Origin of the sequence: Bacillus sp. 7884-1 (genome assembly GCF_002272245.1) — a bacterium.
Lineage (GTDB): Bacteria > Bacillota > Bacilli > Bacillales > Cytobacillaceae > Neobacillus.
Map to the genome: position 1 here is coordinate 12,939 of NZ_NPDD01000247.1, position 14,720 is coordinate 27,658.

Below are 14,720 nucleotides of genomic sequence, written 5' to 3' on the forward strand. Positions count from 1 at the left end.
TTACAAGTTATCCGAGAAAATGACAAATTTTACAAATAATTAACACCATCTTAATAGTAGAATTATATAATTATTACTGGCAAGAGTTTGCTAGCATTCTAGAATAAAAGTGATACGTAATAATAGGAGGAGAAACATGAATAGAAGACATAAGAAGAGATTAAGTATGGTAACGGTGCCTGCCTTACTTATAAGTTTGTTTTCACCAGTAGCTAATATTACTGCAAAGGCTGAAACTAGCGTAGCTACGGATTTGATAATCTCAGAATATATTGAGGGATCAAGTTTTAATAAAGCGATTGAGCTATACAATGGAACAGGCGCAGAGATTGATCTAAGTGGATATACACTTGAACACTATAATAATAGTGGAAGTGCTATAACAGGAACAACTACTACGGATAAGGTTTTACCATTAGACGGTAAGCTCGCTGCTGGCGATACATACGTGATATCTCGTTCAGATGCAAATCCTGTTATTGCTGCGGTATCTGATAAAATCGACGATAGCAAACAAATAATTAATTTTAATGGTAACGATCAAATCGTACTTAAGAAAAATGGAAGTGTTGTTGATTCAATTGGACAGGTTGGATCAGTGGAAAATCACCTGGCAGATGTATCTTTAGTTAGAAATAGTAATGTTTTAACAGGCGATACAATTATTAATGATGCTTTTGATAAAACAAAGGAATGGTCTGATTTAGGTAAGGATGTCTCTTCAAACCTAGGAATGCATACATTAGGTGGAGTTCCTGAAGAGGAACCAACCGAACCTGAAGTTCCACTAGAAGCTATTACAGTGGCAGAAGCTCGTCAAGCTGGAGCAGGTCAAACCGTAACCATTGAAGGTATTGCTACAACAAAAAATGGACTTTGGGGTTATGATACTTTCTATATGCAAGATGGTACAGCAGGTATGCTCATTTACGGAAGCCCGAAGGATGTTCAACCTGGGGATAAAGTGAAAATTTCTGGAAAGTTATTAACATATAAGAATGAATTAGAGCTTCAACCGACCAACATGGAAATAATCTCCTCTGGTAACAATTTACCCGAAGCTCAAGTTATAGCACCAACAGCTATTAACGAATCTACTCAAGGTGAATTGATTAAATTAGAAAATATTACAATTACAGCTCTGGAAAGTGATAACTATGGAACGACAATTTTCCAAGCAAAGACGGAAACCGGCGATCAGGTACGTGTGATTCATGATAATCGTACAGGTTCTGATTATAATGAACTGATTAAATACTATAATGAAGGCGACAAAGTTCATTTAAGAGGAATTGGTTCAATTGATACTGATGGATATCATGTAAAAACCTTTGGTCTTGAAAGTTATGATTTAGTAAACAAACCAGCAATTTATGTAGAACAAGCTCAAGGAACAGTACCAGCAGGAACAAAGATTGAATTGAAATCTGGTATTGAAGGTGCTGAGGTTTATTACACAACTGATGGTTCAGTGCCAACAATCGAAAGTACTAAATATGTTGAACCCATCGCATTAGAAACTGGAGACACAACCATTAAAGCTATTGCAGTAAATGGTGAAAATGTAAGCGAGGTATTTAGTTTCACTTATACCATTTTAAATACTGAAGGCGTAAAAATTCGTGATATTCAAGGAAAAGGACATGTTTCTAAATATGACGGATCTGCAGTTAAAGGTATTACGGGTGTTGTAACGCATGTTATTAGTGGGTCAACTTTTATCATTCAAGATGATAACGCCGACGATAACAAAACGACATCAGAAGCAATTCAGGTATACAAATCATCTCATGGTGTGTCTGTGGGTGATAAAGTAGCCGTTGACGGAATTGTTGAAGAATATGGCGGCGGTGCTAACTTATCTAAAACTGAAATTAACGCAAGTGCTGTTACAAAAACAGGAACAGCTGAGTTACCAACACCACTAGTAGTTGGTAAAGACATCATGCCTCCAAATAAAATCATTGATAATGATAAAATGGCATCATTTGATCCAGAAGAAGACGGTATTGATTTCTGGGAATCTGTAGAATTTATGCGAGTTTCATTCCCAAATGCAAAAGTAGTGGGTCCCTCTTACTCAAATGATGTTCCAATCATCGTTGAGAGCACTACAAACAATGAGTTGAATAATCAAGGCGGTCTTACTATTGCTGCAGATGATTATAATCCGGAAAAAGTATTCTTAGACAATGTAGGTAACAATTTCAAATCAGGTGATACTTTTGATGGTGATGTTGTTGGGGTAATTTCTTACTCTAGTACTGGCTATCAACTTTTAACAAAAAAGGAGTCATTACCTAAAGTAATCGAGTCTAACATACAACCAGAAGTAACGAATATTGCTCCAGCTGAAGATAAATTAACTGTAGCAACTTACAATATGGAAAACTTCTCAAATAACAAATCAAACACACCAGATGAAAAAGTAGCTAAAATTGCGAAAACATTTGTAAGTAATATGAAATCACCAGACATTATTACTCTAGTGGAAGTACAAGATAATGACGGTGAATCAGATTCTGGGAATGCAGATGCCACCGAAAGCTACGAACGTCTAATCGCAGCAATCAAAGCAGAAAATGGACCAGCATACGAATGGACAGATGTTACACCTGTAAACAATGATAACGGTGGTGCACCTGGTGGAAATATCCGTGTTGGTTACCTATATAACCCTGACCGCGTTACATTCGTTGAAGGAACAAAAGGTACAGGCACACAAGCAAATGCTTGGAGTGAAACAGGTAATTTAACGCTTAACCCAGGAGTCATTAATCCTGCTAAATTCCCTGATACGCGTAAACCAATCGCAGCAGAATTTGAGTTCCAAGGTGAAAAAGTAGTTGTCATCGGTGCTCATTTAAATTCTAAAGGTGGAGATCAATCCTTATGGGGTTCTAACCAACCTCCTAAATTAAATTCAGAAGCAGAACGTCTTGGTTTAGCTCAAGCTATTAATGATTTTATTGATGAAGGACTCGCGAAAAATCCTAATTTAAATATTGTTGTTGCTGGAGATATGAACGATTTCGAATTCACACCTGCTCTTGAAACGCTTAAAGGTGATGTTTTAACAAATATGGTTGATCAAGTAACGGCTGAAGATCGTTACTCTTACTTCTTCCAAGGAAACAACCAAACGTTAGACCATATTTTAGTTTCAAACAACTTATTAAATGCTACAACAGCTGACATGATTCACATCAACGCGAACTTTACTGAACAGGCATCAGACCACGATCCAGTATTGGTTCAAATTGATTTAGCTAATGCAACTAAAAAATATGAATTAAGCATCATGCATACAAATGATACACATGCTTCATTAGACAAAATGGCTAAAACAGTAACGGCAGTAAAAGAAGTAAGAGCAGAAAACCCAGATGCATTGCTTTTAAATGCAGGGGATGTTTTCACTGGAACTTTGTATTTTAATGAATTCCAAGGACAAGCTGACTTGGCTCTAATGAATCTTATGGGCTATGATGCTATGACATTCGGTAACCATGAGTTTGATTTAGGTTCTTCGGCTGAGGGACATCAAGGTTTAGTTAACTTTATTAAGGAAGCAAAATTCCCATTTGTGAGTGCTAACGTTGATTTCTCACAAGATAATAGGTTCACAGGAATTTTTAATGATTCTTTAACAGCTGAAGCAGTAAATGGTCAAATTTATAATGGTATTATCAAAGAAGTTAATGGTGAAAAAGTGGGTATCTTTGGTTTAACAACAGCTGAAACTGAGGATTTATCCAGCCCTGGAGCTATAACTTTTGAAGATTATAAAGCAGAAGCAGCAAAAGCAGTTACCGCTTTTGAAGAACAAGGCGTCAACAAGATTATTGCAATAACTCATATCGGATATGATGACAATGCAGCATTTGATAACGACTTGGTATTAGCAGAAGAGGTTGAAGGTATTGACGTTATCGTTGGTGGACATAGTCATACCGTATTAGCTGAACCAGTAGTTGTTGCTGAAGACACAACACCAACTTTAATTGTTCAAACTGGTAATGCAAACAGCAATCTAGGTGTGCTTGATGTTGAATTTGATGGAAATGGCGTTGTAGTTGAACAAGCTGGAGAATTAATCGCAATTGATAAACAAGCTGATGATCAAGAAGCAGCAGCATTGTTAGCACCATACAAAACGAAAGTAGATGCTGTTGCGAAAGAGGAAATCGGTGTAACAACGACTGCAGAATTGGAAAACCCACGTACAAATGGCGATAATACAGCACCAAGTGTACGTAAAAACGAAACCATTCTCGGTAACTTGATTACGGATGGAATGCTTACAAAAGCAAAAGAATTCACAGGTAAAAATGTAATCATGGCATTGCAAAACGGCGGCGGAATCCGTGCAGCCATTAATGCTGGTCCGATCACAGTTGGTGAAGTAATCACTGTATTACCATTTGGTAACACATTAGCAACCATGGATGTAACTGGAGCTGAGTTAAAAGAAGCATTTGAAATTAGTTTCAGTAAATACCCAGGTGAAAATGGCGGTTTCTTACATGTAGCCGGTGGTAAAGTGGAATTTGATTCTACGAAACCAGCAGGAGAACGTGTAGTATCCGTAAAATATTTAAATCAAAATGGTAAATATGTAGAAGTTCAAGACGAAGAAACTTATACAGTCGCAACGAATGCTTTCACAGCTAAAGGCGGAGATGGTTATGATGTCTTTGCGAAAGCTTATGCAGAAGGTAGAGTAACAGACTTAGGTTTATCTGACTGGGAAAACTTCCGTGATTATCTAGTAAGCTTAGAAACGATCCCAACTAAAGTGGAAGGGCGAATTGTTGAAGAAAGTGATGAACCAGGAGAAAATCCAGGTAATAAACCGGAAGAAAATCCGGGTAATAAACCAGAAGAAAACCCAGGTAATAAACCAGGTAAATCAGATGAGGCAAAAGTTATTAAACCTCAAGTAGCTAAAGAAGGTAATAAGTATACAATTAGTGAAGAGGCGCTTGAAAATCTTGAAGAAAATGCAATAGTAGTTGTTGAAATTGATAATAAAATTAATGCAACAGTAACACTTACGAAAGAACAAATTCAAGCTTTAAAAGATGCTAGTGCAGCAATTCAGGTAAGCAATGGAAATGTAGATGTACTAATTCCTGCTTCTATCCTGCCATTAGCAGAAAATCTAGATATTAAAGTGAAGAAAATGGAAGCAAATGGTTCACTAGGTGTTTATGACTTTACAATTGAAGCTGATGGCAAATTGTATCATCAGTTTAATGAAAAAGTTAAACTTACATTCAAAGTGGATCCAAAGCAAATTAAAAATCCTAAAAATGTAAAAGTTTATTATTGGAATGAAAAGGAAGAAAAGTGGATGTTAATCGGGGGAGAATACAAAAATGGTGAAATCTCAGCTTATACCGATCACTTCAGTACGTTTGGTGTATTCGAAGGCCAACCGGCTTCTAATAAAATTCCAACACAAGCTGATCATGAACTTCCAAATACAGCAACAAACAACTTTAACATTTTACTAGCAGGATTAATGTTCGTTCTATCTGGCGGCGTGTTATACTTCGTTAAGAGAAGAAATGCTATTTCAAATTAATAGGTAATAAATAATTGATGAATGGGTAATCTTAACCTGTTAGGTAGAGAGTGAAAATCAAAATAACTAAGAAATTTAGGAAGTTATCAATCAATTATTAGTTGTTTACAAGTGAAAAAAAGGGAGGCGTGCTAATTTGATGCACGCCTTTTTCTTCATCATTATAATTATTTAATTGGCAATTAACAATCATTCTGATTCTCATTAAACCTAAAAATCACGCTAGAGGAAATCAATATCTCCTTCTAGACATTTATTTACATATACAACCATTTTAGAAAAAAAGAATGTTAAAATACAGTAAAAAAAAGGGGTGGATTGATGAATAAAAAGATTGTTTTATCTATTAATCTAGCTTTATTGACTATCATTTTTGTGGTGAGTTATATGATTTTCAAATCGCCTAAAGAAACCACGTATGCAGCTTTTATGGACGAGATTTTAGAAGGTGATACCGTAAAAAGTATTATCATTAAAGACTTTGAAAATCCTGAGCCAAAAAATCATCTTTTAATCGAAGACAAGGGAATTTTACAAGCTATTGTAGAACAACCAGCTGAGATGAAACTAAAAGAAACCGATGATTATCCGGATGATTTATATTCATTGTCCATGCACACAAATAAAAAGGATATTGTCTTTATAATAGGAGTAAACAATGTTATTCGCATCAGTGGAATTGAGGATGGTCCAAAATATTATTTAGTAGAAGGAGAAAACACGCTTTTTCGAATACTAATTGAAGTTACAAAAAAATAAGTTATCAAAAATCACTTCTATTTATTGAAGGATTTTTTTATATCAAGCCTTTTTGAAAGGCACTTTTTCCAATGAATTAAAGTTGAAAATGGTAATATGTAAAAATAGAAAATAAACAAGAAAGAAAGACCAGTTCTGAATATTGGAGGACAACTCGTTTACTGACACGCTGCAGGCAGCAATCCAATAATTGATAAGTCGGAATCGGGGAGAGCCCGTGATTAGCCAAAATAAGAAGTAGTAGCGATAACTTTAATGTTGTTCTCAGTGGTTTAATAAAATTGGCAATAAAATACAAGTTGACGGATTTCGACAAAATGCTGTAGTATATTAATATAATTTAATAAGACCTCACTTTTTTTTTCAGTGAGGTAGAGGCGCGATATTTAACAGTCTTTAGTGGAGCTTGAGAAGCCATGATGGTAAAGAGAAGGAAATGTCGCCGAAGTTTGTAATATTCTCGGTATTACATGCTGGGTCTGTAGTTAAGAGCTGCAGGACTGTCTCAATAAACTCTCCGGTTTATTGAGTTGTGCTATCTCAATTGGGATATATAAGAGGGGACTTAAGGGAACTATGCATATTGCGGCCTGAGTTTATCTCAGGCCGTTTTTTGTTTTTAGTAAACTATTAAAACTATTAAAAAAACAGGGGGAGAGCATCATGAGAAATAAGTTATCATTATTTATTGTTTTATTGGTTTCAGCTATTGTTCTATTAGCAGGATGTGGGACAAGCAAGGGTTCTAATTCTGGAGCATCAGAGGATAATACTTTTACGGTCGGACTTGAAGCAGGATATGCTCCATTTAACTGGACTCAAAACGATGATTCCAACGGTGGTGTTAAAATAGGCGGTTCTGCAGAATTTGCGGGCGGGTATGATGTTGAAATTGCTAAAAAAGTAGCGGAAGGTTTAGGAAAAGAATTAGTGATTGTCAAAACAGAGTGGGATGGTCTTGTGCCAGCTTTAACCTCAGGAAAAATTGATGCGATTATAGCTGGTATGTCACCGACAGCAGATCGTAAAAAAACAATCGATTTTTCGGATAATTACTATACATCCAATTTAGTGATGGTTGTCAAAAAAGGCAGCAAGTATGAAGGTGCAACTTCTATCCAAGATTTCAAAGGGGCAAAAGTTACAGCTCAATTAAATACGTTCCACTACTCAGTAATTGATCAAATTGAAGGTGTAGACAAGAAAACAGCAATGGACAACTTCCCAGCAATGAGAGTAGCTCTTGAATCAGGAATGATTGACGGATACGTTTCAGAGCGTCCAGAAGGAGTTAGTGCATCAGCTGCAAATGAAAACTACGTTATGGTTGAATTTGAAGAAGGATTTAAAACATCAGCAGATGATACAGCAATCGCTGTCGGCCTTGAAAAAGGCAGTGACCTGACAGATAAAATCAATGAAATTTTATCAGCTATATCAGAAGAAGAACGTACAAGCATTATGGATACAGCTATTAAGAATCAACCAGCAGCAAAATAATTTTAACGAAGCCGGCTGTATTTACTAGTACAGTCGGTTTTATACAGAAAAGGAGGATAAAAGATGAGTTTTGAGTGGGTCATTACAATTATCTCAGAAAACTGGCCTATGTTCCTTCGTGGTGCTGGTTTAACACTTTTGATTGCTCTCATTGGAACGGTTTTGGGGGCGATTATTGGATTATTAGCAGGGGTCATACGTACCATTCCAGTCCCTGAACGTGGAGCGAAAAAAGTATTTTTAAAAATAATTAATGTAATCCTTTCTATTTATATCGAATTCTTCCGTGGAACACCGATGATTGTACAAGCGATGGTGATTTATTATGGTTCTGCATTAGCATTTGGTTTAGATATGAATGTTTTTGTTGCGGCTATTATTGTGGTATCGATTAATACAGGAGCCTATATGGCAGAAATTGTTCGTGGCGGGATTGTTTCGATAGATAAAGGACAGTTTGAAGCAGCGCATGCTATCGGAATGAATCATGTTCAAACAATGTGGAATGTGGTTTTACCACAGGTTATTCGCAATATTTTACCTGCTACAGGAAATCAATTTGTTATTAATATTAAAGATACGTCCGTTCTGAATGTTATTTCGGTTACAGAATTATATTTTGTTACAAAATCGATTTCAGGTAATAACTTTAGATATTTCGAATCATTTTTCGTAGCCTGTATGATTTATTTTGTGATGACCTTTATTGTCACAAGAATATTGCTATTCGTTGAAAAGAAATTAGATGGCTCTGATAACTATACGATGATCGGAAATGATACGCAGCTAGAAGTAAGTCAAAAATAATGGGAGAAGGAGGAGGAGAATATGGAAAAGATTATTGATATTCAACATTTAAACAAATCCTTTGGAACGCATGAAGTGCTAAAAGACATTAATTTTTCTGTGAATAAGGGAGAAGTAGTCTCCATTATCGGTTCCTCAGGATCTGGTAAATCAACTCTTCTTCGTTGTATTAATCTATTAGAAAAACCAAGCGGCGGACAAATTATCTATCATGGTGAAAATATCCTGGATGATAAGCATGATGTAGCGGATTACCGCAAGCATTTAGGCATGGTATTCCAACAGTTTAACTTATTTAACAATCACAATGTTCTAAACAACTGTGTGGTAGGCCAAATAAAAGTATTAAAACGCTCCAAAGAAGAAGCTGAAAAAGTAGCGATGAAGTACTTGAAGGTTGTTGGTATGGACAAATATATCAACGCGAAGCCAAAGCAGCTATCCGGCGGCCAAAAGCAGCGCGTGGCGATTGCAAGAGCACTTTCCATGGAACCCGATGTGATGTTATTTGATGAACCAACATCCGCGCTTGATCCAGAAATGGTAGGAGAAGTTCTAAAAGTCATGAAGGAACTCGCAGAATCAGGTCTAACGATGTTAATCGTAACGCACGAAATGGAATTTGCAAAAGAAGTATCTGATCGCGCTGTATTTATGGACAAGGGAGTTATTGCAGAGGAAGGAAGTCCAGAGCAAATTTTCAATAATCCAACACAAGACCGTACGAGGGAATTCCTACAACGTACTTTAAAACCATCACATTGATTGTTGACAAAATGTTTAAATACTATTAAAATTAAAAATTATTTGAAGATAGTTAACAAGAGTAAAAAACTTAATAATTTGAGGCTATGATTGCTATGGGTCACACTATAGCAGGAGCAGCTTCTGGAGAGACCGCTGGAATTTAAGCGGCGCCGAAGGGTTCACAATCTCAGGCAAAAGGACAGAAGAGTACTGAATATTTATTTGTTATGCTGATAATCGTTAGCATGATAAATATTATTTGTTATTCTTAGACCTAAGAGATTGGAGGACATCCAATCTCTTTTTTTTGTTTTAGAAAAGAAGAAAGAGCAGTCACTCATAAAGTTAATGGGTAAAATTATTGCTCATCGTTTCACATTAAAGAATCGTTTTTAAGGAGGAGTTAGGTTTGGCACAACAAGAATTAAAGAGAGATTTAAAAAATCGGCATGTTCAACTAATCGCAATTGGCGGAACCATTGGTACCGGATTGTTCTTAGGATCAGGTAAAGCGATACAACTGGCAGGCCCATCCATCATCTTTGCTTATTTAATCGTAGGTATCGCCGTATTTTTTGTTATGAGGGCCCTAGGGGAACTTCTTTTGTCTAAAGCAGGTTATCAATCTTTTACAGACATTGCCGAAGATTATCTTGGGCCTCGGGCAGCGTTTGTAACCGGATGGACCTATTGGTTTTGCTGGATTATGGTTGCTATGGCTGATGTGATTGCAGTTGGTTTATATGTACAATATTGGTTTGATATTCCACAATGGATACCTGCCATCATCTGTTTAATCATTATATTAGGACTGAATCTATTAACGGTAAAGCTTTTCGGAGAGTTAGAGTTTTGGTTTGCTTTGATAAAAGTAATAACGATTCTCGTATTAATTGGCATTGGGGTTATTTTGCTCGTGATGGGATTCAAGACCGATGTTGGAACGGTTACGGTTCAAAACCTTTGGCAACATGGAGGACTTTTTCCAAACGGCGTTTCAGGTTTCTTACTTTCCTTCCAAATGGTCGTCTTTGCCTATGTCGGTGTGGAATTAGTGGGTGTATCAGCAGCGGAAACAGCCAATCCAGAAAAAAATATCCCATCGGCGATTAATAAAATTCCTGCAAGGATTTTATTCTTCTATGTTGGTGCTCTGATTATCTTATTATGTGTGAACCCATGGACAGAGCTAAATGCTGCAGAAAGTCCTTTTGTTAAAACGTTTGGTTTAGTCGGAATTCCGGTTGCAGCAGGAATTATTAATTTTGTCGTCTTAACTTCAGCCGCTTCTGCTTGTAACAGCGGGATGTTTTCAACAAGCCGGATCCTGTTTAATTTAGGGAAAAATGACCAGGCGCCATCCAAGTTTGCAAAACTGAATAAAAATTATGTACCAAGTAATGCTTTATGGGTATCCGCACTTGTCGTATCAGTAGGCGCTCTATTGAGCAAACTTATTCCGGAACAAGCTTTTGGTATCGTGACAACGATTAGTGCAATTTGTTTTATTTGGGTTTGGGGTGTCATTCTCATATGTCATTTAAGGTACAAGAAAACACAGCCACAATTGCATAAAAAGTCAACATTTAAAGCACCATTCACACCATTTAGTAATTATGCTGTCTTAGCGTTGTTTGCCATGATACTCATCATTATGCTGGTTGCTGAAGAAACACGTCCTGCTTTATTGTTGACACCTCTATGGTTTCTTCTATTATTTACTTTGTATTCAAATAGAAGAAAAAAGGAAAAAGATATCAAACTATCAGCATAGGAGCAAGCATAGCGGAGCGCTTTTCACATTGTGATCTATGACCCATAATGGACAGTTTAATATAAGAGCGATTAAATTTATTAAACGGGGAACCGTACCATAAGAGAAGCCATTACTAATTTACAGGATAAAAGTCAGCCCCTTAACACTTTTTTTAAATAAAAGGGAGCCCGTTTTAATAAAACTAGGGCTCCCTTCTATTTTAAGCGTAACCTATTTGCAATGGATTATCATAAACCACCCTACTCAACGGAAACTCTTCTAATTTTTAGCGAATACACCGTCAACTTCAACGGTCTTAAATATATTAATAAATGCATTTTCATCATGGGTACGGACAATTTTTTTTATTTGTGCCGTTTCGTAGCTTGTAACAACCATCATGATAATTTGTTTTTTCTCTTGGGAGTAGCCGCCGTAGCCTTCCGTGATTGTAATCCCTCGATAGACTGATTCTAGTAATTCTTTTCGTATTAACTCACCTTTTGAAGTCACTATCTGCATAGTCAATTTTATATGATCCGTGTGGATGGTATCAATCATCTTACCAGTTAAATAGATAGACAAAAGCGTGTATAAGGCAATATTCCAGCTAAAAACAGCTCCAGAAATAAGTACAATGATGCCGTTCATACCTGTAAGAAGAAGACCAACAGAAAGATTACTAGTTCGGGAAAGGATAATCGCAATGATATCTAGACCACCAGAAGTTCCGGAGGACTTTAAAATGATGCCGACTCCAATGCCTCCAATAATTCCTCCAAAAATGGTTGAGAGTAATATATTGTCCGTCACAGGAACTGCAGGCAACAGGTATAAGAAAACCGAAAGTGATAAAACACAAATGAGTGTATTGATCGTAATCATTTTCCCAAGTTTAAAATAGCCTAAAATCATTAATGGTAAATTAAGCAGCAGATTCATTAAGCCAATATCAAACGGAGTAATTAGCCCAATCAAGATTGCGATACCACTTATACCACTGCTCAGTATTCCATAAGGAACGAGAAAGAAATTAAAGGCAAAAGCCACGATCAACGAACCTGTGATCACAATTAAATTTTTCATTTCGACTTACCCCCTTAGAATAAAAATAGAATTATTTTTACATAAAAAAACTCGCCCCTAAATTGGGACGAGTTAGTGCTTTCTCGTCATAGATTTTATTTATTAAAAAATAATTTATCACGAGCGAAATGGCGAGTCAATATATTTTATTAGTATAATTTTAGATTGAATATTCAGAATAATAAATCTGTGGTTAAAATGCCAATACTAGATTTGATGTGTATAATATATGAAAGAATATTTGTAAATTAGCTTTGCGTCTGAGGTGAACATTATGCGGAAAATCCGTATTTATATAAACTCTATATTCAAATCTATAACGCTTCAGGTGAACTTGTAGAGGTCATTCCACAAAAGGTTGGGTTCCGAAAGTTTGAGCTTGTTGATAAAATCATGCGATTAAACGGCGAAAGAATTCTGTTCAAAGGTGTGAATCGTCATGAATTCAACTGCCGAAGAGGTCGTGCTGTTACAAAAGAAGATATGCTTTGGGATATTAAAACATTGAAACAACACAATATAAATGCTGTGCGAACATCTCATTATCCTAATCAAAGTTATTGGTACGAATTATGTGATGAATATGGAATTTATGTTATCGATGAAATGAATTTGGAAACACATGGTTCCTGGCAAAAGATGGGGGCAGTTGAACCTTCATGGAATATTCCTGGAAACAAGCGGGAATGGCAAAATATTGTTTTAGATCGTGCTGTTTCAATGGTCCAAAGAGATAAAAACCATCCATCAATATTGATCTGGTCATGTGGTAATGAGTCCTATGCAGGTGAGGTTATTCTGAATGTTACCCGTTACTTCAAGTCTGTTGATCCAAGTCGCCTAGTACATTACGAGGGTGTTTTCCATAATCGTGACTATAACGACAGTAGTGATATGGAGAGCCGTATGTATGCGAAGCCAGCAGATATTGAGGAATATTTAAACGATAATCCTGAAAAGCCTTATATAAGCTGTGAGTATATGCATGCCATGGGGAATTCTCTTGGAGGTATGGACAAATACACCGCTCTTGAAAATAAATATCCGATGTACCAAGGTGGATTTATTTGGGATTATATTGATCAAGCCCTAATAAAGAAAGACCGCTTTGGTCAAGAGTTTCTTGCATACGGAGGAGATTTTGGCGATCGTCCTACAGACTATGGATTCTGTACGAATGGAATCGTATATTCAAATCGAGAGCTATCACCAAAGATGCAGGAAGTGAAATATTTATACCAGAATATCAAGCTTAATGTTGATAAATCTGGGGTTACAATTATCAATGAAAGTTTGTTCGAAGATACATCCATCTATGATTTGGAATACATTCTATTCCTAGATGGTAAAGAATTGTATCGGAATCAGGACCAAGTGGATATCCTGCCACAAAGTGAAGGTCGAGTTGAATTTAACTTACCGGCTGAATTACTAAGTGAAGCAGGTGAATATGTCATCCATACATCCTTCAAACTAAAAGAAGAGAAGCTTTGGGGGGATGCTGGTTATGAGATTGCCTTTGGCCAATATGTGTTTGTGGAGAAACAACAAATTGCTCAAATTCCTAGTGGGAATCTAAGAGTAGCATACGGTACACAAAACATTGGTGTGCATGGTACTGATTTTACCATCATGTTTTGTCGAAAGGCTAAAAGTCTTATTTCTATGAAATATGGAGGTAGAGAGATGATTGAAGCTCCACTACTTCCACTATTCTGGAGAGCAACTACCGACAATGACAGAGGATTTTCTCAAGGGTTTACTTCAGGATGCTGGTATGCAGCTAGCCTAGCTCGTCAATCTGTTGGGTTAGAGGTAGAGGAACATAAAGACAAAGTAGAGGTTACTTTTACCTATAAATTCTCGATTCATTCAGAAATTGAAGTCAAAAACACGTTTACCGTATTTGCAGATGGAAGTGTGCGCGTTAAATCAGTCTATCATGGTGCTGAAAACCTTCCGCAAATGCCGATTTATGCAGTTTCATTCAAGGTTTCTGCGGATTACGACCAATTAGAATGGTACTCGATGGGACCTGAAGAAAATTATTCAGATCGCGCAGCTGGAGCAAGGCTTGGGGTATTTACCAATAACGTTATAGACAATTTATCGGGATATGTAAAACCGCAAGAATCTGGCAATCGCACTGGTGTACGCTGGGTAAACCTCACAAACAGTGACGGAAATGGTATTAAAATTTCTTCCACTTCTAAACCAGTAGAATGTAATTTTTCACCGTATACTGCATTTGAAATAGAGAATGCAGCTCATCACTATGAACTGCCTAATGTTCACTATACAGTTGTTACTGTAGCGGGAAAACAAATGGGCGTTGGTGGAGATGATAGCTGGGGAGCACCCGTTTATCCGGAACATCTAGTGAAAGCTGACGAAGACATGGAATTTGAATTTATGATTCAACCAATTAAATAATATAGATCGTAAAGAGCCTGAGTTAAAACTCAGGCTCTTTAC

Annotated in this window: 7 protein-coding genes, 1 pseudogene and 2 riboswitches; of the genes and pseudogenes, 7 read left to right on the plus strand and 1 reads right to left on the minus strand. The window is 36.6% G+C overall.

Features of this window, described 5'->3' with window-relative positions; translation table 11 throughout:
- Positions 1–136 precede the first annotated feature (136 nt).
- The 6 genes from CHI06_RS26460 (at position 137) to CHI06_RS26485 (ending at position 11,177) form a co-directional block, all read left to right on the plus strand.
- A complete protein-coding gene (locus CHI06_RS26460; protein WP_095251633.1) occupies positions 137–5,590 on the plus strand; it encodes a 5'-nucleotidase C-terminal domain-containing protein in 5,454 nt (1,817 codons plus the stop codon).
- A 321-nt stretch (positions 5,591–5,911) separates the two neighbouring features.
- Positions 5,912–6,349 (plus strand): hypothetical protein, encoded by a 438-nt coding sequence (locus CHI06_RS26465; protein ID WP_095251634.1) that lies wholly within the window; start codon positions 5,912–5,914, stop codon positions 6,347–6,349.
- Positions 6,350–6,713: 364 nt separating this feature from the next.
- Positions 6,714–6,895, plus strand: a riboswitch (Lysine riboswitch).
- Positions 6,896–7,012: 117 nt separating this feature from the next.
- Positions 7,013–7,849, plus strand: coding sequence for a transporter substrate-binding domain-containing protein (locus tag CHI06_RS26470; RefSeq protein WP_095251635.1), 837 nt, complete (start codon positions 7,013–7,015; stop codon positions 7,847–7,849).
- A 63-nt stretch (positions 7,850–7,912) separates the two neighbouring features.
- Entirely contained in the window at positions 7,913–8,656 is a 744-nt protein-coding gene (locus CHI06_RS26475; RefSeq protein ID WP_095251636.1) for an amino acid ABC transporter permease, read from the plus strand.
- Positions 8,657–8,677: 21 nt separating this feature from the next.
- Positions 8,678–9,421: an amino acid ABC transporter ATP-binding protein gene (locus CHI06_RS26480; protein ID WP_095251637.1), complete on the plus strand. Its 744-nt coding sequence runs from the start codon at positions 8,678–8,680 to the stop codon at positions 9,419–9,421.
- A gap of 113 nt (positions 9,422–9,534) precedes the next feature.
- A riboswitch (glycine riboswitch) is annotated at positions 9,535–9,616 on the plus strand.
- 196 nt (positions 9,617–9,812) lie between these two features.
- Positions 9,813–11,177: an amino acid permease gene (locus CHI06_RS26485; RefSeq protein WP_095251638.1), complete on the plus strand. Its 1,365-nt coding sequence runs from the start codon at positions 9,813–9,815 to the stop codon at positions 11,175–11,177.
- A gap of 261 nt (positions 11,178–11,438) precedes the next feature.
- Here CHI06_RS26485 and CHI06_RS26490 read toward each other — a convergent pair whose 3' ends face one another.
- Positions 11,439–12,245 carry a YitT family protein gene (locus CHI06_RS26490; protein WP_095251639.1) on the minus strand — a complete coding sequence of 269 codons (807 nt, stop codon included), beginning with the start codon at positions 12,243–12,245 and terminating at the stop codon, positions 11,439–11,441.
- A gap of 276 nt (positions 12,246–12,521) precedes the next feature.
- On the opposite strand from CHI06_RS26490, the pseudogene CHI06_RS26495 reads away from it, so the two are divergent.
- A pseudogene (locus CHI06_RS26495) lies at positions 12,522–14,678 on the plus strand (glycoside hydrolase family 2 TIM barrel-domain containing protein); the annotation flags it as partial.
- Positions 14,679–14,720 lie beyond the last annotated feature (42 nt).